Source organism: Dermabacter sp. p3-SID358, assembly GCF_025147465.1.
Classification (GTDB): Bacteria; Actinomycetota; Actinomycetes; order Actinomycetales; family Dermabacteraceae; genus Dermabacter.
This window is the reverse complement of sequence record NZ_JALXOZ010000001.1, coordinates 126119-147324: the sequence shown is the minus strand read 5'-3', so window position 1 is coordinate 147324 and position 21206 is coordinate 126119. Positions and strand designations below refer to the sequence as shown.

At 61.4% G+C, this 21206-nt stretch carries 20 protein-coding genes; 2 read left to right on the top strand and 18 right to left on the bottom strand.

Features of this window, described 5'->3' with window-relative positions; translation table 11 throughout:
- Positions 1 to 25 precede the first annotated feature (25 nt).
- Both tatA and M3B90_RS00740 read right to left on the bottom strand, forming a co-directional pair.
- Entirely contained in the window at positions 26 to 424 is a 399-nt protein-coding gene (tatA, locus tag M3B90_RS00745) for a Sec-independent protein translocase subunit TatA (RefSeq protein WP_259888139.1), read from the bottom strand.
- 109 nt (positions 425 to 533) lie between these two features.
- Positions 534 to 2492, bottom strand: a complete 1959-nt coding sequence (locus M3B90_RS00740; RefSeq protein WP_259888138.1) for a WYL domain-containing protein — start codon at positions 2490 to 2492, stop codon at positions 534 to 536.
- 38 nt (positions 2493 to 2530) lie between these two features.
- Here M3B90_RS00740 and M3B90_RS00735 point away from each other — a divergent pair, with 38 nt between their 5' ends.
- The gene (locus M3B90_RS00735; RefSeq protein ID WP_259888137.1) at positions 2531 to 3637 is read left to right on the top strand and encodes a DUF3866 family protein; all 1107 of its coding nucleotides are present in this window, start codon (positions 2531 to 2533) and stop codon (positions 3635 to 3637) included.
- Here the strand turns inward: M3B90_RS00735 and M3B90_RS00730 are convergent.
- The 15 genes from M3B90_RS00730 to M3B90_RS00660 are packed head-to-tail and all read right to left on the bottom strand — an operon-like array spanning position 3627 to position 19226.
- Positions 3627 to 4076 (bottom strand): PH domain-containing protein, encoded by a 450-nt coding sequence (locus M3B90_RS00730; RefSeq protein ID WP_259888136.1) that lies wholly within the window; start codon positions 4074 to 4076, stop codon positions 3627 to 3629. The genes M3B90_RS00735 and M3B90_RS00730 overlap by 11 nt on opposite strands.
- A 5-nt stretch (positions 4077 to 4081) precedes the next feature.
- The gene (gene rpe / locus M3B90_RS00725; protein WP_259888135.1) at positions 4082 to 4741 is read right to left on the bottom strand and encodes a ribulose-phosphate 3-epimerase; all 660 of its coding nucleotides are present in this window, start codon (positions 4739 to 4741) and stop codon (positions 4082 to 4084) included.
- Between the two features lie 29 nt (positions 4742 to 4770).
- Positions 4771 to 6333, bottom strand: a complete 1563-nt coding sequence (locus M3B90_RS00720) for an RsmB/NOP family class I SAM-dependent RNA methyltransferase (protein WP_259888134.1) — start codon at positions 6331 to 6333, stop codon at positions 4771 to 4773.
- The gene (fmt, locus tag M3B90_RS00715) at positions 6330 to 7277 is read right to left on the bottom strand and encodes a methionyl-tRNA formyltransferase (RefSeq protein WP_259888133.1); all 948 of its coding nucleotides are present in this window, start codon (positions 7275 to 7277) and stop codon (positions 6330 to 6332) included. The genes M3B90_RS00720 and fmt overlap by 4 nt, the downstream gene beginning before the upstream one ends.
- A 25-nt stretch (positions 7278 to 7302) precedes the next feature.
- Complete coding sequence (locus M3B90_RS00710; RefSeq protein ID WP_259888132.1) at positions 7303 to 9417, bottom strand: primosomal protein N'; 2115 nt, start codon at positions 9415 to 9417, stop codon at positions 7303 to 7305.
- Positions 9387 to 9761 (bottom strand): FKBP-type peptidyl-prolyl cis-trans isomerase, encoded by a 375-nt coding sequence (locus M3B90_RS00705; protein ID WP_259888131.1) that lies wholly within the window; start codon positions 9759 to 9761, stop codon positions 9387 to 9389. Before M3B90_RS00705 ends, M3B90_RS00710 begins: the two co-directional genes overlap by 31 nt.
- A 25-nt stretch (positions 9762 to 9786) precedes the next feature.
- On the bottom strand, positions 9787 to 10773 hold the full coding sequence (locus M3B90_RS00700) for an FKBP-type peptidyl-prolyl cis-trans isomerase (protein WP_259888130.1): 987 nt from the start codon (positions 10771 to 10773) through the stop codon (positions 9787 to 9789).
- Entirely contained in the window at positions 10770 to 12158 is a 1389-nt protein-coding gene (gene pafA, locus M3B90_RS00695) for a Pup--protein ligase (RefSeq protein WP_259888129.1), read from the bottom strand. Before pafA ends, M3B90_RS00700 begins: the two co-directional genes overlap by 4 nt.
- Positions 12155 to 12838: a proteasome subunit alpha gene (gene prcA / locus M3B90_RS00690; RefSeq protein WP_259888128.1), complete on the bottom strand. Its 684-nt coding sequence runs from the start codon at positions 12836 to 12838 to the stop codon at positions 12155 to 12157. Before prcA ends, pafA begins: the two co-directional genes overlap by 4 nt.
- Positions 12835 to 13593 carry a proteasome subunit beta gene (gene prcB, locus M3B90_RS00685; RefSeq protein ID WP_259888127.1) on the bottom strand — a complete coding sequence of 253 codons (759 nt, stop codon included), beginning with the start codon at positions 13591 to 13593 and terminating at the stop codon, positions 12835 to 12837. Before prcB ends, prcA begins: the two co-directional genes overlap by 4 nt.
- Positions 13590 to 13778 (bottom strand): ubiquitin-like protein Pup, encoded by a 189-nt coding sequence (locus M3B90_RS00680; protein ID WP_259888126.1) that lies wholly within the window; start codon positions 13776 to 13778, stop codon positions 13590 to 13592. Before M3B90_RS00680 ends, prcB begins: the two co-directional genes overlap by 4 nt.
- A 60-nt stretch (positions 13779 to 13838) precedes the next feature.
- Complete coding sequence (gene dop, locus M3B90_RS00675; RefSeq protein WP_259888125.1) at positions 13839 to 15479, bottom strand: depupylase/deamidase Dop; 1641 nt, start codon at positions 15477 to 15479, stop codon at positions 13839 to 13841.
- A 35-nt stretch (positions 15480 to 15514) separates the two neighbouring features.
- Entirely contained in the window at positions 15515 to 17071 is a 1557-nt protein-coding gene (arc, locus tag M3B90_RS00670) for a proteasome ATPase (protein WP_259888124.1), read from the bottom strand.
- The gene (locus tag M3B90_RS00665; protein WP_259888123.1) at positions 17068 to 18105 is read right to left on the bottom strand and encodes a tRNA (adenine-N1)-methyltransferase; all 1038 of its coding nucleotides are present in this window, start codon (positions 18103 to 18105) and stop codon (positions 17068 to 17070) included. Before M3B90_RS00665 ends, arc begins: the two co-directional genes overlap by 4 nt.
- A 29-nt stretch (positions 18106 to 18134) precedes the next feature.
- The gene (locus tag M3B90_RS00660) at positions 18135 to 19226 is read right to left on the bottom strand and encodes a site-2 protease family protein (RefSeq protein WP_259888122.1); all 1092 of its coding nucleotides are present in this window, start codon (positions 19224 to 19226) and stop codon (positions 18135 to 18137) included.
- An 89-nt stretch (positions 19227 to 19315) separates the two neighbouring features.
- Here M3B90_RS00660 and M3B90_RS00655 point away from each other — a divergent pair, with 89 nt between their 5' ends.
- Positions 19316 to 20158: a PAC2 family protein gene (locus tag M3B90_RS00655; RefSeq protein WP_259888273.1), complete on the top strand. Its 843-nt coding sequence runs from the start codon at positions 19316 to 19318 to the stop codon at positions 20156 to 20158.
- 35 nt (positions 20159 to 20193) lie between these two features.
- Here M3B90_RS00655 and M3B90_RS00650 read toward each other — a convergent pair whose 3' ends face one another.
- Complete coding sequence (locus tag M3B90_RS00650) at positions 20194 to 21066, bottom strand: undecaprenyl-diphosphate phosphatase (protein ID WP_259888121.1); 873 nt, start codon at positions 21064 to 21066, stop codon at positions 20194 to 20196.
- Between the last annotated feature and the right edge of the window lie 140 nt (positions 21067 to 21206).

Genomic DNA, 21206 nt, shown 5'->3' with positions numbered 1-21206 from the left:
CCGGGCATGCTAATTGCGGATCGCGTCAGTCGCGACGGTAGAGGTCGTCGGAGCGACCATCGCCGAGGAAATCCTCGCGATCGCGGGCCTCGCGCACGGGTTCCTCGCGGCGGTAGTCGTCACGGTCGTCGCGGCGGTAGTCGCGCTCGCGATCTTCACGACGGTAGTCGCGCTCACGCTCCTCGCGTGCGTCGTAGGACCGCTCGCCTCGGCGCGAATCCTCGCGCTTGACGTCAATTGACGCCTCGGTGTGGTCGTCGTCTTCGTCGTCCTTGCGCATCTCAGAGACCTCGCTCTTGAAGATGCGCATGGATTCACCCATGTTCCGCGCGAGGCCCGGGAGCTTGTTCGCGCCGAAAAGCAGCACGATCAGTACGAGAAGGATCAGAATCGGCCAGGGGCTCCGAATGAAACCTGTACCCATGTTTAATCACCGTCCAAAGCATGTGATGTGTGTGCCGAGGAGATCGACACGTTCAAAGATTTTCGCACAGACACCACCGGTCAATCCGGAACGTCTCGGCCGCTCCAGCCTACTCCCCTAGACGCGCGACCTTGGTCTCAGCCACGCGTCTCACAGCTTCGCGAATGTGATCCGGGTCAAGAATTTCAGCTGCTCCCCCGGTTTCGAAGACCGCCGCAAGCAAGGCGTGCGGGGATGAGGGCTTGATTCTCGCGATGACTCGTGTGGAGCCGGGCTCTGCCCGCAGCGATTTCGGCTCGAAGGCTTCGAGAAGCCAGCGAGCCTTGGAACCGATCGCGAGCGTAACTTCGGGCCATTCGTCGAGAGGAATATCAAGCCTCGTTGTGCGGTCGCCAGCCGCGGGGGCGAGTTCATCGCCGATATCCCAGGATTCGACTATGCGATCTGAGCGAAATTCTCTCGTCGCTTCGGCAAGGTGGCAATAGGCGCGAATATAGAGAGCCCCGTAGCGTGAGGTCACCTCGAGTGGTGTCATGTCGCGTACGCTCACACCGGCGCGTGTGGGTGGTGAATACATGATCCGCACGGGCGAGCTGCTCGCGTGGGCGCGCAGGATCCGCTCGAGGATCGCGGCTTCTCGCGGGTCTTCTCGTTCCGATGCAGGTTCGGCAGTCGGTGCGCCTTCGGGCAGCATGGCGCTGAGCTTTAATTTCAACTTCGAAACGCTTTCGTCCGGGAAGGTCGTTCTGGATTCTGCGAGAACCTCGAGCCCCATGAGAAGCGCGCTCGTTTCGCTCGGGGTGAGCTGCATGGGGTGAGCGAGCGTATCGGCTCCGGAAACGGACACGTATCCGTCGTGCCGGATCACGTCGACAAGATCGTCGTATCCGCGTGAATAGTCTCCAGCGTTGTAAATGATGTCGAGATCTGCGTCGAGTTCTTCTTCCGTGAGGCCGAACTCTCTCGCCATTGTGCCGGTCTTGACTTCGCCGTGGGCATAGAGGTAGGCGATTTCAGCGCTGAGGCGCGTGAGCTCACCGTCGCCGGTTCCCACCTCGCGTGCGCGTTTCGATTTGACCTTCTCGAAGTTCTTCGCGCGCTCCCACGTGAGAGTCGGCCCTTCCGCGTGGAGTTCGGCGATGTGGGCGCGTGCCCGCGCCCATCTCGTCGCAAGTGGATTCTCGCCTTCGAGGCTTACCCACAGGGGCTCGGCCCACGCCGATTCGAGTAGGCCCCGGGCATGCTCTGCTGGCACGTCAATCGAGGTCTCGCTGGGGTTCAGACCAAGGCGTCGGCGAAGTGCGAGCGCTTTATACGGGGCGATGCATAGGCGGACGGGATCGCCGTGGAGCGGATCCTCCTCCAATGTTTCCGAGCCGGTAAGGAGCTCTCGGATCGGTGGGTGGGGGGCATGTTCATTTTTCGCGGCCGGCCCCTCGATCGGGATGGATTCGATACGGCTTACGCGAAAAAGGCGCGGGGCCTCGCGTTCAAGGTCGAATCCGTAGAGGTACTCGCGCCCGTCGACGACGTTGAGCTCCCACGGCTCTACACGACGTTTAAGTGCCCGTTCCCCGGCCGAGGACCGATAGGAAAAGGAAACTGAACGATGAGCCTCGATCGCCTCGAGCAAGGGTGTGGTTGCGGCTGATGACCCCAGCGCTCCCCGAGCGAGCCCCACCCCGGGAGAAATCCCGAGAGACACAAGCTTGGCGCGGATGCGCGCACCGAGGCTCCCCGTGGATTCGGCGCTCCACATCGAGGCGGCCGAGGCGAGCATGAGCCTTTCCGTCTCGTCGAATGCCGCAGTGATTGATTCGCCTTCGCGCACCGAGGCGATGTATCGAAGGGTCGAGGGATTCACAAGATCGGGGTGCGACTGCAGGTTGATGCCAAGCCGGCCAAGGCGGGCAAGATCCCGTGCGAACTGCCGCCGAACGCTCGAGGGGTTCATGCGGTCGTAGCCGGGCACAAGCTCGGTGAGCTCTTCGCGTGTGAGGCCCCTCGTGCTCGACGTGAGGGTCAACGCTAAGCTCAGAAGTCGCTCGACATTTTGCGTGGGTGGCACAGCTCAAGACTAACGCGGTAGCTCGGTAAGCTGGGCCCATGATCGCGCAAGAGACGGGAACGGTACGAGAGAAGCGAGATACATGGCCGGGAGTGAGCCGGGTGTGGGTCTCGCTCGATTCCGACGGTAGTCGCGTGAGCGCCCTTGCCTACCTCGACATGGTTGGTGCCCCAGAGCCGGGTGATCGTCTCCTTCTCAACACGAACGCGCTCCACAAGGGGCTTGGCACCGGTGGCGACGCCTTTGTCGTGGCGAATCTTGACGCCGAGGGCAATACAGCATTACCCGAGGGGCACATGATGAAGGCTCGCTACACCCCTCAGCAAATGATGGTCGATGCGCTCGACGACCCTTCCTCGCCAGCTCACGACGCCATTGATGCCCTTGAAGATCTCGATGGGATGAGCGTGGTCGTCGCCGGTTTACATTCAGCCGTCGGACCCATCGCCGCGGGTTTTCGCACACTTTCCCCACAAGCCCGCCTCGTGTACGTTTACACGGACTGGGCCGCGCTTCCGGTCGCGTACTCGCGAGCGAACGCACGTCTTCGCGAAGAGGGGCTCATCGCCGCGACGATCAGTACCGGGCAATCGTTTGGCGGAGATGCCGAAGCCATATCCGTCCCCTCTGCCCTCGCCGCCGCACGCACCCACTATGAGGCCGACGCCGTGATCATCGCGCAGGGGCCGGGCAACCTTGGCACGGGTACCCGCTGGGGTTTCGGTTCTATCGCGGTTGCCGATGCCCTCCACGCTGCCTCGGCTATGGGCGCACGGGCGATTCTCGCGCCGAGAGTCTCCGAAGCGGATCCGCGCGCACGTCACGTGGGGCTTTCTCACCATTCGCACATCGTGCTCGAGCGCATGCTCTTCACGAGCGTCGAGGTCCCTGAGATCTGCCATACCGAACGACGGGCGATCGATAAGGACATCTCCGGCGCCTACGAGATCATCAATGAGGTACGCCATAAGCGCGGCCTTGCGCCGCACCATGTCGTCGGCTCGTCCGGTGAAGGCCTCGATGATGCCATCTGCGACCTCCCGATCCGAGTCTCCACCATGGGGCGCGGCTTCGATGAGGATCACGCGAGCTTCCTCTACAGCGCTCTCGCGGGGCGGATCGCTGCCACAAGACTCACGCAGTAAGAGAGTGTTCCTCGATGAGCGCGTTGAACTCGCGTGCCATCGAAATGCCATGGGCGGCATCAGCGCGTTGAAAAGCCATGACCGAATACGTGTCGCCGTCGGCTAAATCCACGTGCGCCCACGGATCACCCTCCGGGAAGCTCACCCCGATGAGTTCGGGCCACTCAAAGCACCGAGAAGAGAAGGCGTTCTTTACTCGCACGTGGTGAGCTTCGGCCCGCACTTCCACACTCGCGTGGCGATGGCAAAACCACCCCACAAAAAGTGCGAGCGCGACGAATCCGAACGAGTCGAGTACGCGATGGATAACAAACGGAAGGGTCAACGCCATGACGAGGCAGGCGAGAGCAAAGACGCCCGCAACGATATAGCCCCATGTGCGCACCGCCCGCGGGCGAAAGGTCACGGGGAAGGCGAGGGAGCGGTCTGATGCAGGCACGAGTTCTAGGCGTGCTGGTGTGCCCGCGCAAGCTCGCGCAGGGCATCGATCTCGGCCGCAGCATCCGGAGCTTTGTACACGGCGCTGCCCGCAACGAAGACATTGGCGCCCGCTTCGGCGGCACCCTCGATGGTTGTGCGAGAAACACCGCCGTCGACCTGAATCGAGACTTCGAGGTTTTGCTCGCTGATTGCTTTTCTCGCACGGCGCACCTTGGGAAGCATCGATTCAATAAACGACTGGCCACCAAAGCCCGGCTCAACGGTCATCACGAGAAGCATGTCGAACTCCCCGAGAACATCCATGAGCGGTTCCACGGGCGTTGCGGGGCGCACAGCTACGCCGGCTTTGACACCTTTCGCACGAAGCTCCCTCGCGAGCCGCACAGGAGCGCTCGAGGCTTCGAGGTGAAAAGTCACCGACTGAGCGCCCGCCTCTGCGTAAGCTACCGCGTCGCGATCGGGCGAATCAATCATGAGGTGCGCATCGAGCGGGATTGGCGAGCGCTTCGCGATCTGCTCAACCATGCTCACGCCGAACGTCATATTCGGTACGAAGTGGTTGTCCATGATGTCGATGTGAGCGGCCTCAGCGTTCGCAATCTTGTCCAGCTCTTCACCGATCCGCATGAAGTCGCTATTGAGGATCGACGGATGAATGGTCATGGAAGACGTGGAGTACACGAAAGACTCTCCTAACGAGCTTGTGAGGTGGTGTCGGGATCGACTTTTCTGAAGAGGGCAAGGAACATGGCATCGGTGCCGTGAATGTGTGGCCACAACTGCACGAATGGCCCCTGGCCGAGGTCAATGTCGCCGGCATCGCCTCGAAGACCCGCGCGAATGGCCTCCCGAGCGTCGAGCACCTCGAGGTCTTTATGTCGGCGCTGGGCCTCTTTCGTGACGAGGAGGGTCTCGTTCGCGTGGGGTGAGCACGTCACGTACGCGATGATGCCGCCAATCTGAGTGGCACGCACGGCGCTATCGAAGAGCTCGCGCTGCAATCGCGCGAGTCCCCCGAGGTCTCCCGGCTTCTTCCTCCAGCGAGATTCGGGTCGGCGACGGAGCGCCCCAAGGCCCGAGCACGGAACGTCTGCGAGCACGCGCGAGAACTGCTCGGGAAAGCGTTCGCCGATCTCGCGACCGTCGGCCGTAAGCGTCTCCACCTCGGCGCCGGCCTCGACGAGGGTCGCGACGGAGCGTTCAACGAGACGCGTGCGGTGCTCTTGAAGTTCGACCGCCATGATCTCGGCATCGTGCGTGATGCTTGCTCCAGCGAGGAGTGCTGTCTTTCCACCCGGGCCAGAGCATAGGTCAAGCCAGTGGTGATCGGGTTCTGAGACGAGGGCATCCGCGCCGAGAGCAAGGGCTAGGGCAACGAGTTGCGAGCCCTCATCTTGGACGGCGGCACGGCCCTCGTCGACCGCGGGGATAGTGCCCGGATCGCCTCCCGGCCATGCCATGGAGAACATCGACCACCGGCCGGGCGTTGCACCCGCCTCAGAAAGTTCTGTCTCATCGGCGAGCCCGGGACGCATCACAAGGCTCACGGAAGGCGCGTCATTGTGCGCAGCAAGCAGTGCGTCGATCTCTCTCGGGTCTCGGCCGTGAGCTTTGAGCGCTTCGCGAAGCGCCCTCACAATCCACTCAGGGTGCGAATGCGTGATCGCGAGGAAACGATCTTCGTTCTCCTCGCGAGGCGGAACGACGATTTCGAGCCATTCCTCGCGGCTACGTTCCCCCACGCGCCGAAGGACAGCGTTGACGAGGCTCGCCGAGCCGGCACCCGTCACTTCGCGTGCGAGCCCCACGGTTTCAGAGGCAGCAGCGTGCGGCGCGACGCCCATGTCGAGCATCTGGTAAGCCCCGAGGCGCAGGACGTCAAGCACGGAAGAGTCAATTTTCGTCAGCGGACGATCGACGCACTCCGCGAGAACCGCATCGAGTCGGCCCTGGGCACGCAAGGAACCATAGAAGAGTTCCGTTGCGAAAGCGGCGTCACGGCCCTCGACGCGATGGCGCCGCAAAATGGTAGGAAACACGATATTTGCGTAGGCATCCTCGTTGCTCACGCGCCTCGTTGCCTCGTAAGCCGCGAGGCGCGAAGGTGTGGTGTGGCGGCGTCGTTCGCTCGGGCGATTGCGCGAGTAGCCTTTTCGTGGGCCTCCCCTGCCGCGTGAACCGCTGCGCTCGTGGCCTTGCTCGTTTCTATGACGCTGCGTGTGGCCCCCTCGGAAATCTTTCGGCTTTTCGCTCATGCCACGCTCTCCTCGTCTATACGCGCACCCGTTTCAATGCGACTGCCGCGTGCCCAATCAGCTGCGTTCATGTGTTTCTTCCCCGCAGGACCCACGAGTGTGAGCTCAATTGGGCTGGTCGACGTCCCAAGAAAGACATGCTTTTTGCTTACTCCGATCTCGCCCGGTGCAAGGGTCATGTCGTCTGGAGCCTCGGCAGCCCCTACGCCAAGAACCTTGAGACGTGCGCCCCGCACGCTCACGTAAGCACCGGGATTCGGGGCAAAAGCCCTGATGTGAGCGGCGACGTTAGCCGCTCCTCGCGCGGGGTCAATCCTCGCTTCCTCGGGCCGGAGTTTGCGCGCGTAACTCGCACCTTCAGCAGGCTGCGCCGTGAGTGCAAGAGAGCCCGTTTCGATCTCATCCATGACGTCAACGAGGACTCGCGCACCTCGTGCAGCCATACTTTCGAGCACCTCGCCACTTGTCGAGAGCGGCGGGATTTCGAACGATTCCTGGCGCGCAAGGGGCCCCGTATCGAGCCCTTCATCAAGTTTGAAAACGCTCACGCCCGTCTCCCTCAGTCCACTTTCGATCGCGCGCTGCACGGGGGCCGCTCCACGGAAAGCTGGCAGGAGAGAAAAATGAAGGTTGTAAAAGCCATGTGTGAGCGAGGAAAGTACACGCGCATCAAGAATCTGCCCGTAGGCAACGACGGCGGCGACGTCCGCCCCGGTCTCGCGAATCCACTCGAGCGTTTCCTCGCTTCGCGCGTCCACGGGTTTGAGCGTGGGGATACCACGCTCCTCGGCGAGCAGGGCGACGGGTGAGGGCACAAGCTTCTTCCCGCGTTTACCGCGCGCATCGGGCTGAGTGAGCACCCCGACGATCTCGTGAGAGGAGTCGCAGAGAGCGGCGAGAGATGTGGCGGCGACATCGGGCGTTCCGGCAAAGAGAATTCGCATGATGCCTCGAGTCTACCGATCTCGCCTAGAACACGTGCGGGGGGTCGACTTGGAGGCGTAGTGTTCCGGGCAGCTTTTTCGCGCTCCGCACGAGCATCGTTGCTCGTGCCGCCTCGATAAGATCCTGGGCGCGGGCCACAGGACACCGAAGCACGAGCCTGGATTCGGAGTCGATGCCGGGCGCATCAACCTCCGTTGGTCCGAAAACTTCGGCGCTTTTCGGCGCATCGAAACGTTCGAGAAAATCGCTGCAGGCCGCTCTCTCCCCACGAATCTCGATGACTTTTGTGGAGGGAGGAAGTCCCAGCTCGGCGCGCTCGCCCAGCACACGATCGATGAAAGCATTCGAACGGACGAGTACGAGGGAGCGCAAGGCAGGGTGCTGATCCGGCCCCACCACGAGAACCTGACCGCCGTTCTCAAACGTACGCGTGGCACCGAGAACATGAGAGTAACGTCGAACGGTTTCGGTATCCGCGTTGTACTCCGCCCTGCCAAGGGACGCAGCGGCGTCGACAATGACCGAAGCGGCATATTTCCCTTCGACCTGGGGCTCCGCACCTGGAGTCGCGATCACGAGGTCGCCGTCATGGACGTCGGCATCGTCAACGATTCCCGAGGCCCCACCCGAAACGTGAAGTGTCGCCTCCGGGAACGATCGTTGGAGGTCAGCCGCTGTGCGTTCTTGGCCGAGCACGATGGGCCGCAGATCCGCTCCCCCGCATTCTCGACAGCGGTAATGGCCGTATCTTCGAGCGCATACGCTGCAGATGAGCTCGCTTCGTGCAGGAGCGGCAAGGGTCGCGTGGCACGCGACGCATAAAGCTTTCGTTCCGCAAAAGCAGCACGCGAGCGCGGGCGCATACCCCGCGCGTGGAACGTGAACGAGTACGGGGCCGTTGGCAAGCCCGCGGCGAATGACTGCATGAGCGTGTGAAGGCAAACGTGAAAAACCGCTTGGCCCCTCTCGCTCGCGCAAGTACGTGTCCATGAGTTCGATTCGGGGGTGCGTACTCGCGTGGGGCGCGGGGACTGGCTCGAGGGCCGCGAGCGTCCCAGCCAGAGTCAGGTAGCGCACGAAGTCCGACGGTGCCCGCGAAACGTAGAGGAGTGAGCACCGCTCATGGAAACTTCGAGTAAGGGCGACGGTGCGGGCGTGCGGGTAGGGTGCTCGTGGCTCTTCGTAGAGGTCGTCGTCCGGATCCCACACGAAAATCATGCGGAGATTTTTGACGGGGGCGAAGACGGCGCTCCGCGTTCCAATGACCACCCGTGCGCGGCCTTCGAGCGCCGAAAGAAACGCCGTGTACCGCGCGTGAGGCCCCTGAGCGCTACCAAACTGGACGTGAGCGATGCAGTGCTCGCTCAGAGCGCGAGCAAGTCGGTCCACGTCGCGCTGGTCACTCGCAAGAATAATCGCGCCATCATCATCGTCGAGGCTCAAGAGCGACTCGATCGCGAGACCGATCCACGAATCGACGGGGTCGAGGACGAGCGCAGCTCTTGGGGTAAGATCGCCGCCACGCGAGTGTTGGAGGAAGGCACCGAGTCCCGCAAACTTCTCCCGGTACACGAGCCTGGCCTGGGCAATTCCGGAATCGCGCGTGTGCGCGGCCTCATCGGCATGTGCATTGACGCCTTGTCCGCGCTCGACACGGGCTCGGTGGGCCTTTTCCGCGGCAGCACTCCGGCCGGGAACGGCGAGGCGTAGAACATCGCTCAGGGAGCCCGCATACCGTTTCGCGATGTCTTCACACACGCGGAACATCCCCTCAGAAATAAGGAGATCTTCGCTCACGATCTTGACGAGTGGCGCAAGCGGCTTCGTTGTTTTCGGCCTCGCGTATCGCGCGCGCACGAGCGCTTCGTGCTCGCGACCAGAAAACCGCACTCTCACTCGCATCCCAGGACCGACTGCGTCAAGTGCCTCGGGAACGGCATACTCGAAAGCTCGATCGAGGTGGGCGAGAGTTCCGAGCACGTGCACGGACACGACGGGGTACTCGGCGGCAAGCGTGAACCCAGAAGTGGTCTCGAACGGCTTTTCTTCGCCGCGTTGAGCCTCGCTCTCGCGCGGCGCGGATTCAAAGAGCGCAGGTGGCTCTGGTGTCAGCGTTCCGTCACCCCAATGAGGTCGCACACGAAAATGAGAGTCTCGCCGCCCTTGATCACACCAGGGATCCCGCGAGGCCCGTAAGCGAGCGACGAGGGGATCTCCAGGCGTCGGCGACCACCCACGCGCATTCCTTGAACTCCGCGGTCCCAACCGGGGATAACCTGCCCCACTCCGAGCGTGAAGCTCAGCGGCTCGCCGCGATCCCACGAAGCATCGAACTGCTTGCCGTCGCTGAGTCCCACGCCAACGTAGTGGACGTCAACGACATCGCCAGACTTGGCTTCGGGGCCATCGCCGACCGTTTCATCGATGATGACGAGTTCCTCGGGCGCCTCGCACCCCTCAACACTGACAACGGGCTTGTCCATGGTGTCTTCTCCTGTGTGTAAATTCTTAGGCCTCGGGTGAGGCAACGTAGAGAACGTCGGCGACAAAGAGCAGTGTTTTACCGGCAAGTGGGTTTTGGTTCCCTTGGCCAGCATCCCCGTAGGCCGAAGCAGGCGGAAGAATCAAAGCGACCTGGCTCCCCTGCTTCGCGCCCTCGAGGCCCTCATCCCAGCCCTTAATGACCTGGCCATCGCCGAGTTTGAACGAGAATGGGGCGCCTCGGCTCCAAGAAGAATCAAACTCCTCGCCGCTCTCCCAGTCCCATCCGCGGTAGTGCATGACGAGAGTGTCGCCCTTCTTCGCAGCAGGACCTGCGCCTTCAATCGCGGTGGCAACAACCATTTTCTCGGGGGCTGCCCCCTCAGGCTTACCGCCCAGGTTCGGTGCCCCATCCTCTGCAAGCGTGTAAGCGGGCACCTCGGGAGGAAGATCTTTGCTTGCGCCTTCGGCACGTTTAAGTGCGATGCCTACGACGTCACCGACCTGAAGCACCTTTTGCTTTTGAGTGCCCGCAACACCGGCCATGAGAAATCGCGAATGTGCTTTGACTCCGGTGAAAAACTCGGTTGCGGTCTCCCCCACCGACTCTTGATCAACCTTAAACGGCGAATACGTTCCTTCTTCCCACTGCGATGCGAGAACCTCCCCGCTTGCGGGGTCGAAATAGGCGGAGCGCGTCACGATGAAATCGCCTTCCGCAATTGCGGGACCATCGCCTTCGCCTACGACGGTGGAATGAAACTCGGAAAACTCAAGGGGAGCGTCGAACTCGAGTGAAGGATCCTCGCCGAAACCGCTCGCAACCTTGACGCGATCGAGAACATTCGCATCCTCGCTTTTGTCACCGCCGGCGTCGGAGGCCTCACTCGCGCCGGAATCCGAGGCCTGGGCGACGCCCTGGACGTCCTTCGATGACGAACGAGCACATGCCCCGAGAGTGACGAGGGCGGAGATGGATGCGGCTGCGGCAAGCAGCGAGCGGCGGTTGATCACTGGAGTCCTTTCAACTCGGCGGGTGCCGATGAATGTCCTTCAAGCGTAGCGAGCAATTTCTCGATTTCTGGGTTTTCAGTCTCAAAAGGATCGAGCAGTGTGATCGGCAGCGCTCCGGATGTATTGAGACGCACCGTGGTCCAATCCACGGCAATATCCACACCTTTTTCGCGCGCAGCCCGCAGAACCTTCGAACGCATATGCGCGCGGGTCGAGGAGGGGCCCGCGTGGCGCGCGTCCTCGACGCGCTCTTCACTGACGACGCTCGGCGCAAGGCCGCGGCGCTTGAGTGCGTAGAACACCCCGCGCTCGGGATCGATATCGTGATAGGCCAGTTCGAGGCGCTGAATCTCTGGAGAATCAAGACTAACGCCACGCCGTTTCGCTACCGTCGTGAAGAGTTCGTGCTTGATCGCCCAATCGAGCTCACGATTGATAAGCGAAAAATCCCCTGTCTCGAGGGCACGCAGACCACGATCCCACGTGTCCATCATGCGCTCGTCAAGATCGTCATAGGTACGTGAGAGCGCCGAGAAGTAGGCGCGTTGAATCGCGAGTGCCGTGCTCACTCCGCCGTTCTTCAATTGCAGCGGCTCGCTCGCCGTAAGATCGCGCGCGACGCGGCGGATATCGCTGATCGGATCCGCGAGCTCGAAATTGGGAAATGTATGCCCGTCCTCGATAAAACGCAGGACAGCGAAGGTCATCGCGAATCTCAGCCAGGTCGACACTTCACTCATGGTGGAATCGCCTGAAATGACATGAAGGCGCCGATAGCGTGAGGGGTCACCGTGCGGCTCATCACGTGTGTTAATGATCGGCCTTGCGCGTGTCGTCGCCGAGGAGACCGTCTCCCACATGTGGTCCGCTCTGAGGGAGAACCCGAAAACGGGCCCGCCTTCACTTTCGAGAACGCCTCCGGCGCCGGTCACGATCTGACGGGTGATGAGGAACGGCAGGAGCAACGAGGGAAGGCGTGTGAATTCGCCACGCCTTTCCACGAGATAATTCTCGTGACTCCCGAACGAATTTCCTTGCGAATCCGCATTGTTTTTGAAGAGATGGATGCGGGCGTCAGAACCGTCGGAGGCGAGCCGACCATTCGCTTCTTGAACGAGTGCGTAAAGCTCTCGCTCTCCCGCCCGCTCTTGCGCGACGATGTCCCACGGATCGTCGCATTCGGCAGTCGCATACTCGGGATGCGATCCCACGTCGAGATAGAGCCTGCCTGCATTCGTAAGAAAAACGTTCGAGGAGCGCCCCCAGGCCACAACCGGACGAAAAAGCTCGCGAGCGGCCATTTCAGGTTCGAGCGCTTGCTGCCCGTCCTTCGATACAGCGAGGAGACCAAACTCCGTTTCTAAGCCACCTATGCGACGCTTCATGGATTTGTCCTTTCCATCCCGCCCATGTCCAGCGACGTATGCCTTTCGAAGGAACGCAGTTCAACGCCTCTCCGAAGCAGCGCAACCTCGGCATGGGTACCCGCGTGGGCGTGCGTGCTCGAAAGTTCTCGCACACAAAAATCGATGACGTCTTGGGCTCCGCGCTCCTCGAGTTTTGCGGCGAGCGCGCGAGAAACAAGACCTTCCGGGGCTCCGCCGATCGCGGCAAAAGTGCCGTGATCGCTGAGCGAACCATCAAAGCTGAGGGAAAAGATCCGATCGTCGCCGACTTGGTTCCCCACTTCCGGGAGCAGAAGCGCGATTTCGAGTGGCTTCGGGGCGGACACGAAAACGTCCCCGATCGCGTGCGCAAGGGCATTCGCGAGGGAAGATGCCGAGACGTCGCGGCGCGAGTATTGGTAGGCGCGCGCATCGGCCCAGCGCACTGCCGCGAGCCTGAGCGCCTCGTACTCGTGAAACTTCCCCGCTCCCGCAAAAGCGACTCGGTCGTGAATCTCGCCGATCTTCATGAGCGAGGTCGAGGAATTCAGCGCGATGATGACGATGCCTTCGGCGCTACTCGCCGCAATCACGGGCAAGCCGCGCGATACCCCGCGACGAGAAAAGTCTGCACGATCCTTCGTGAGCTGTTCCGGATCGATATAAAAGGGCATACTCATGCGATACCCGCCACAAGCTCGCTCACCCGTTCGCTGCTCACGAATCGCGCACCGGAAGCGTCGACCTCAACGAGGACCGGAAGTGCTTCGCCGCGTACACCCGAGGTGGCCGAATCGCGACGGGCGGCAGCAGCGAGCGCTTCGAGCACGAGGGCGTGGGCTCTCTCTTGCGAGCACGCCGAAAGATCGCGGCGTGATTCCAGCACAGCACGCGCAATATCGCTTCCCGAACCGATTGCGGCGCAGTCTCGCTCTTCGTAAACGCCACCCGTCGCATCGAACGTGTGGAGGCGCGTGGTACCGGCACGTTCATCAAATCCCGCGAGCAGCGGAACGGCAACGAGTCCCTGCATGGCGAGTTGGAGGTGCGCACGTACGAGAAGGCCCAGCCTGCGGATCTTGCCTTCGTGGCTGAGCGCGCGCCCCTCGATCTTTTCCACATGCTCAAGTTCAAGAGCAAACAACCGCGCGAATTCGATACCGAGGCCCGCGGCGCCAGCGATACCGATAGCGGAATAGCGATCGGCGAGAAAGAGCTTCGTCATGTCGTCTTTGACGATCCGGTTGCCCGCGCTCGCCCTCCGATCGGCGGCAAGCGTCACGCTTTGACCGCCCGAGTGTGCGAGGCCAACAATCGTCGTCGCCTCAGGCACGCTCATGCGCTGACCACTGACGCCCGTAAGTTCGGGCGCGAGCAGTCCCTCGTGCTTCAAATGAGCAGAAAGCGACGAGAGCGGATCACCGAGGTCGATCACTGACCGCCCTTTTGCACGAAGGACTTCACGAAGCTTTCCGCGTTCGACTCAAGAACGAGATCGATTTCGTCAAGGAGGTCGTCGCTCGAGGCGATCGATGCCTGAATCTGGCCAGAGCCCTGGTGAGCGATCGGTTCTTCGTTCTCCTCGCCCCCTCCGGAGCCGTGAATGTGCGACTGTGTCATGCCGAATTGTCCTTTCTCAACGTCGTTTTCCACGCTACACGTACCGCAGCGCACAAGTGGTCAACGCTGGGGATGCCCCGCGGCTTCCCGGAACCTCTCAAGGATGGTATCGACGTCATCTTCCGGATCGATGCCATGCTGTTCGCACCATGATTTCGAGGCGATGGCCGGATCGGCAAGCCTCACACGCACGGCTGCCCCTTCGGTCCGGAGAGTCACAGCGTCCCACCCGGCGGAGTCGAGATCTTCGCGGTGATGCTTGACAATCCCGCCTCGGAAGTAGGCCCTGGTCGATTCAGGCGGATGCGTCACAGCATGGAGAATCTCCTCATCGCTGACAAGGCGCCGGGCCCGCCCAGATCGCGAAAGCTTTTCGTAGATCGACTTTCCTACGCGCAAGTCAGTGAACTGCAGGTCCAGCGCGACGAGGCGCGGATCTGACCACTCGAGCGAATGACGCTCCCTAAAGGCACTCACGAGAGCATACTTGCCGACCCATTCAATCCGATCGGCGGCCTCGAGGGGATCGCGCTCAAGCACGTCCAAAAGCTCGGACCAAAGCGCTACAGCCTCGGCCGTCTCCACATCCGGCATCTCCCCGTCGAGAGCGTGCAGCACGGCATTCAGGTAGGAGCGTTGGATTTCCAGTGCCGACGCTTTCCCGCCACCCACGGTTGCATAGGTTTTCGAAAGACTCAGATCATGAGAGATGTCGTGCACAGCCTCGACGGGATCCACGAGCCTGACTTCTGGAAGCAGCGGCTCGCCTGTCGCGTGTTCGCGTTCGGCAAGGCTGAGCACCAGCGAGGTCATCGCAAGCTTGAGAAACGTCGAAGTCTCGAACACGTTCGCGTCGCCGATAATGACGTGGAGTCTGCGAAATCGCGAAGCGTCGGCATGTGACTCATCACGCGAGTTCACGATCGGGCGGTTGAGCGTCGTTTCAAGACCAACGTCGTTCTCGAAGAAGTCCGCCCGAGAGCTGATTTGAAAACCGTCGCTCTCCCCGCGTGTACCAATTCCCACGCGTCCAGCGCCTACAAGGATCTGACGCGTGGCAAAGAAAGGAATGAGGATTTCACACAGGCGGTCAAAGGGAACCGAGCGGTCCACGAGGTAGTTTTCGTGCGTTCCGTAACTTTGGCCCTTGCCGTCAGTATTGTTTTTGAACAGCGCGAGTGGCGGGATACCGTCGGCCCCCTCGACGCGAGCCATGGCCCTGCGCGCAATTTCTTCGCCTGCCTTATCCCACACGAGCCCTTCGCGAGCGGTCATGACTTCGGGCGAGGAATACTCGGGATGGGCGTGATCGACATAGAGACGCGCGCCGTTTTGGAGTACCGCGTTGCCGATCGCGCGACGTTCGGCGAAGTGGATGGTTGCAGCATCGTCAAGGTCCGGGGGAACGTCGTCTCCCACCGCGATCTCAAACTCCGCTTCGACGCTCGGCACGTGCGCGTCGTGAGTCTCGTCCGTGAGCTGAGTGGGATGAGCAGCCGCTCGATGGAGCTCGAAACCTCGCGCATCGCGCAGCGGGGTCTCGTCTCCGTAATCCCAGCGCACTCGGCGCTTGTTCGAATCGTCGAGAAGGGCATATGCGGCAACGGCGTAGTGCGAGAGCCGGGTGGAGGCACTGGCGCCGGAGCGTTCGCGCTCACTCGTCGAGGTATGGACGATCCCGAACTCGGTCTCGATCCCCATCGGGCGACGCGTGGTAAGTGGCTGGCGCTTCCATGTCACAGCGTCTCACCGCTCCCCACGGTGCCGGCTCGGCGCGGCGTCATCCGCGTGATCTTTTGGCCGCGGCGGCCAGCGATACGTGCCCAATCATCGGGGTTCGCGGTCGAGGGAAGATCCTCGTTCTCCTTGAATTCCGTATGGATGGCCTCAAGAAGATGAGAGCGGTTGATGCCGCGATCCCCCTCGGAGAGTTCCGTTTTAATTGCGAGTTTCTTCGCACGATCGACGATATTACGCAGCATGGCGCCAGACATAAACTCCGCAAAGTACAGCACTTCAGCTGTGCCGTCCGCATACTCCACATCGACGTAGGCCATGTCCTCGTCGCGCGCGTAGATGCGGTCAATCGCAAAGTCCACGAGAGCATCGAGCTCCTCGGCAAGCGGAACATCATTCGTGAGGTAAAGCCTAAGAATCTCTGCACCGGCCCTTGGCCCTGGGCGTTCAATGCGAATCTTGACGTCGAGGCGCCCGGGCCGCACGATCGCAGGATCAATCATGTCCTCACGGTTCGACGCTCCGATCACGATGACGTTCTCGAGGCTCTCCACACCGTCAATTTCCGCGAGCAACTGGGGAACGACGGTTGATTCGACATCCGAACTCACGCCCGATCCTCTGGTACGGAAGAGCGAATCCATTTCGTCAAAGAACACGACGACGGGGTTTCCTGAGCTTGCCTTTTCCCGGGCTCGTTCGAACACGAGACGGATCGAACGCTCGGTCTCACCCACGTACTTATTGAGAATCTCGGGGCCCTTCACGTTGAGGAACCACGAGCGGCTCACGACTTCGCTCGGGTCCTGGCCGCGTTGACGCGCTGCCTTGAGTGCAAGCTCGTGGGCAACGGCTTTCGCGATCATGGTCTTGCCGCAGCCGGGAGGGCCGTAGAGAAGAACACCTTTGGGCGGCCGGAGACCGTACTCGCGAAAGAGGTTCTGGTGGAGAAACGGCATCTCAATCGCATCGCGAATCGCCTCGATTTGATCACCGAGGCCCCCGATAGCGCTGTAAGAAACGTCGGGAATATGCTCGAGAATGAGGTCGGCGACCTCTTTTCGCTCGAGAACTTCAAGAACGAGGGCAGATTTGGGATCCACCATAAGGTGATCGCCGCGATTGATGCGGCTCTCAAGAAGCGCGGGTACGACGTTCATGACGCGCTGCTCATCTGCGTGGACTTGCACGAGCACGCGCGAATCCTCGAGCTGCTCAACTGCCGTCGCGACAAAACCCGTCGTCTCATGGGCAAGCGCCTCAACAGCGATGAGGTTCTCGTTGAGCCTCACCTCCTGGCCCTTCGTGAGGCCCTCGAGGTCGACCTCTGGCGCAGTAAGCACCCTGAGCTTCCGCCCATTATGGAGAATGTCGATCTGGTTCTCGCCCACGCGCTCCACGAAGGCACCGAACGACGATGGTGGATCCGCAAGCGATTCGAGATCGCTGCGCAGTTGCACGATCTGCTCGCGCGCTTTCGAAAGTGACTTCACGAGCTGATCGTTGCTACGGGCGAGCTTCGAGAGCTCCTCGTTCAGTTCCTGGTAGGTCTTCACCTGGTCCTCCCTTGCCTGATGTCGCGTAGTGCGCGCTTCGTTTTGCGCAGCGCGACGTTGCGCTCGTGAAAGTCCTCGCTCGTCCATTCATTGCTCGTGCCGCCAAACCCCTCATTCGCCGGGTCGTTGAGTTCAGCTTCGTCTCGCGAGCCCGGCGCGGGGCGCTGCTTACGAAGGAGAGCCTTCGACCCTCGAGCGGTACGGCGCGACGTCAGCAAGAAGCCGGTGTGCGCATTCATGCGGTGCTCGGGGCGCACGGCAAGTCCATCGAGGTGCCACGGTCGCATCATCGTCTCCCAGGCGTATGGTTCCGTGAATTCACCGTGGTCTCGGAGGGCCTCGACCGTGCGTGAAAGCTGCGTGACCGTCGCAACGTAGGCAAGGAAAACGCCCCCGTCTTCGAGCACTTCTCCTGCACTCTCAACGCATTCCCACGGCGCAAGCATGTCGAGTACCACGCGATCGACTTGCTCGCCAGCCTCGGCGAGCTCGTGCGCGCCATCCTGAAAATCGCCGACACTCAGCTCCCACCACGGGGGCAGTTCACCGAAAAAGCTCTCGACATTGGCTTTCGCGACCTCGGCGAAATCTTCGCGGCGTTCGATGGAGCGCAAGGAACCGTCGGAACCAAGCGCGCGTAAGAGCGCGATCGTGAGTCCGCCCGAGCCCACACCGGCCTCGAGCACGCGTGCCCCCGGAAAGATGTCGCCGTACATGAGAATCTGCGCCGAATCTTTCGGGTAGATGATCGCGGCTCCGCGAGGCATGGCCATCATGTAGTCGTTGTAAAGGGGGCGAAGTGCCTGGAAGGCAACCCCCGCGCTGTTTTCGACAACCGTGCCGTCGGCTTTGCCGATGAGGTCGTCGTGGCGGATGAACCCGCGATGAGAATGATGTATGCCGCCCTCTTTGAGAGTGATCGTGTTGAGGCGATTTTTCTGATCAGCGAGCTGGACCTTGTCACCCACGACAAACGGTCCCGTGCGATCCAGACGCGCAGTCACAGCATTTTCGGTGGAGTCGGGCGAAGTCATGTCTCGAAGTCTACGTGTTTTGTTCCACGTCACCCGTGATCGTTCAGCGCCCGCGCCACATCCTCCGCAAATATCACGTTCGAGAATTCGCCACTGTCGTTGCGCACAAGATACGCGGGCGATTCTTCCGCCTGCATCGCGGCGAGAAGCTCTCGGCCTTCGGGCCGCCCCTCGAGGGTGACTGCACGGACCACGGGAGTGAGGATTGCCTGCACAGGATAGTCGGCGGGAGCGGCGCCAACGTCAGCACCCGGAGCGAGAATAGCCCCGGAAAAATCTGCGTAAAGCCCGCCCCGTTCGAGATAGGCCATCTCTTGTCCGACGCTTCCCGCGCTCTCAAGTGGCCTAATCTTGCGCGAGACATGAGAGAGGTGGAGCATCTCGGCGCCTTCGAGAACGCGGGCACTCGCGATCGCCGCTGACGCTCCCTGAAAGAGCGAGAAGGCAATGAGGAGGCTCCACACCACCCACACCGGTGACGGCATATCCTCGCGAGCGAGACCCATCACGAGCGGAACCGCGACAACTCCCACGGCGATCACGCGGCCAGCCCATCCGGTCGCGATCGTTGCCCGCGATGCGTTCACGCCACATGCGCGAAGGAACGATTCAAGGGCTCGCCCTCCATCCATGGGCAGGCCCGGCAAAATATTGAAGATCGCGAGCGCCCAGTTGAGGGTTGCCGAAAGCTGACACGCAAGAATGATCATGAGGACCGCAGCCGAGCCTCCTTCCCAAAGTGCCGCGGTCATGAGTTTCGTGAGGCCGGTGAGTGCAAGTGCGAGAACCGCATTAGTCGCAGGGCCCGAAAGAGAAATCACCATCGAACGTCGCGGTTCAAGTCGTGGACCCTCGTACGTGGTGTGCCCGCCAAAGAGTGTCAGGGCGATCTCGCGTACGCGAGCGCCGTATGAATGGGCCACCAGTGCATGAGCCACCTCGTGAAGGGCGACCGAAAAGACGAAGAGCAACGCGACGAGTGCGGCCGCCCCAATCGCATACCCTTGCGGCAAATACTGGGCGAATTGCGGTTCGACCATGACAGCGAGCAAAAGGGCAAACAGAAGACTCCCTATTCCTAGCGAGATCTTCGGCATCGATCGTTCTGGCTGGGCTTGCAAGGGCACCTCTTTTCGAGCCTGCAGTAACGAGATCTATACTTGCACGACGCACCATCACCGTGCTCGATGAAGGAGGAAAGGTGGCTGAGATGCCCGCGAACGACGAGGTGACCCGCACTATCGCAATCGCCGCGTTCGGCGGATGGAACGATGCGGGGACCGCAAGCAGCGAGGCCCTCACCCACCTCATGAACACCATCGGGGTGGACGAAGACGCCCCCACCCAAACGATCGATGCCAACGGCTACGTGGATTTCCAAATCAACCGCCCCCTCATCGCTCGAGATAGTGAAGGTCAGCGCCGCGTGACGTGGCCGCACACGCAAATCATCCCGTTGCTCCCCCACCAGGGCACTCGCATCATTGTCGTCACGGGACCGGAGCCCTCTTTCAACTGGACGGGCTACTGCGAAGAAATACTTGATCGCATCGACACTGAGGGCTGCACGTTGCTCGTGACCCTCGGGGCGCTCCTCGCCGACACTCCCCATACAAGGCCGCTCCCAACGACGGTCACGTGGGGCTCACTCAAGCCGCAGGTCGCGGATGCGAACGACTACGAAGGACCAATCGGAATCCCCACAATTCTCAACGACATCGCGGTTGAAGCAGGCGTCGGAACCCTCGCAATTTGGGTGCAGGTCCCGAACTATGTTGGTCAGAACCCCGTCCCCAAAGCCACCTGGTACCTTCTCTCAACGCTGGGACGCGAACTCGACCTGCAATTACCTCTCGGAGAACTCGACGAGGACGTTCGAGCATGGGAGCGCGGCATGGATGCCATGGCAGACGAGGAAGAGGACATCAAGCACTACGTTGAACAGCTCGAAAGCCTGCGTGACGCCACGGAGCTTCCCGAAGCCTCCGGTGACAGGATCGCCTCGGAATTTGAGCAGTTCCTTCGTAGGCGCGAAGAGGGCGAAGAGCGCTAGGCCCTCGACCATGACGGGCGAGACAAGCCTGGCTTTCACGTACCAGCGATCGGGGAAACCACCCCAAACAGGAGAAGCAGCAGCAGCACAGTTGCCGCGATCAAGCGATACCACACGAAAACCGAGTACGAGTGGTTTTCGATGAGGCGCATAAACCACACGATCACGGCGTAGCCGAGCACAAATGCCACGAGGGTCGCGACGATGATCGCTGCAAGGCTCGGCTCTCCCGCAGCCGCGGCAGCCGCACGCCCCTCGGGGCTCAGAAGCACGGGAACTTCCTTGTACGCCTTATAGAGCCCCGAAGCGAACACCGCTGGGATAGCGAGAAGGAACGCGTAGCGGGCTGCCGCTTTGCGGCTATACCCAAGGATGAGCCCCATCGTGATCGTGCCGCCCGAGCGGCTCACACCCGGGATAAGGGCGAGGGCCTGCGCGAGGCCGTAAAGAATCGCATCCTTGAGGGAGAGGTCCTCGAGATTCTTCTCTTGCGCGCCTCGCGCATCGGCGTACGCGAGAATAACCGCGAAGAGAATAAGCATCGCAGCGGTGATGTAGAGGTTTCGGAGCGCGTGGTCGATCTGCTTTTCGAAAAGGAGCCCGAGGATGCCGATCGGGATCGAACCAAGAATCACGAACCAGCCCATGCGCGCGTCGGGGTCTGAGTGTGGAACTTTGCCGACAAGGGACTGCGCCCACTGCGCGATGATGTGGACGATGTCTTTGAAGAAGTAGATGAGCACGGCCAGCTCGGTCCCGAGCTGCATAATTGCGGTGAAGGCCGCGCCTGGGTCCTTCCCCGGGTTCAACAGTTCGCCCACGACGCGCACGTGAGCGCTCGACGAGACGGGAAGAAACTCAGTGAGCGCCTGAACTATGCCCAGGATGACCGCATCGAGGAAACTCAACTCAACGACTCCTTGTCAACATGCGTCCCGGGCTTCGAAGCGCGCCCGGTCCATGGCAGATTCGCCATGAAGCGACACTACGCGGCGCCTCCACATCCGGAAGGCACCGCGTAGTGTGTGATCGATTACGAAAAGCCCTT

Excerpts from the sequence above, each read along its gene's own strand:
- fmt (WP_259888133.1), bottom strand. The coding sequence starts at position 7,277 with ATGCGAATTCTCTTTGCCGGAACGCCCGATGTCGCCGCCACATCTCTC.
- M3B90_RS00705 (WP_259888131.1), bottom strand. The coding sequence starts at position 9,761 with ATGGACAAGCCCGTTGTCAGTGTTGAGGGGTGCGAGGCGCCCGAGGAA.
- pafA (WP_259888129.1), bottom strand. The coding sequence starts at position 12,158 with ATGAAGCGTCGCATAGGTGGCTTAGAAACGGAGTTTGGTCTCCTCGCT.
- tatA (WP_259888139.1), bottom strand. The coding sequence starts at position 424 with ATGGGTACAGGTTTCATTCGGAGCCCCTGGCCGATTCTGATCCTTCTC.
- M3B90_RS00720 (WP_259888134.1), bottom strand. The coding sequence starts at position 6,333 with ATGAGCGAAAAGCCGAAAGATTTCCGAGGGGGCCACACGCAGCGTCAT.
- prcA (WP_259888128.1), bottom strand. The coding sequence starts at position 12,838 with ATGAGTATGCCCTTTTATATCGATCCGGAACAGCTCACGAAGGATCGT.
- M3B90_RS00665 (WP_259888123.1), bottom strand. The coding sequence starts at position 18,105 with ATGACTTCGCCCGACTCCACCGAAAATGCTGTGACTGCGCGTCTGGAT.
- M3B90_RS00680 (WP_259888126.1), bottom strand. The coding sequence starts at position 13,778 with ATGACACAGTCGCACATTCACGGCTCCGGAGGGGGCGAGGAGAACGAA.
- rpe (WP_259888135.1), bottom strand. The coding sequence starts at position 4,741 with ATGACCATTCATCCGTCGATCCTCAATAGCGACTTCATGCGGATCGGT.
- M3B90_RS00655 (WP_259888273.1), top strand. The coding sequence starts at position 19,316 with ATGCCCGCGAACGACGAGGTGACCCGCACTATCGCAATCGCCGCGTTC.
- dop (WP_259888125.1), bottom strand. The coding sequence starts at position 15,479 with ATGGGGATCGAGACCGAGTTCGGGATCGTCCATACCTCGACGAGTGAG.
- M3B90_RS00735 (WP_259888137.1), top strand. The coding sequence starts at position 2,531 with ATGATCGCGCAAGAGACGGGAACGGTACGAGAGAAGCGAGATACATGG.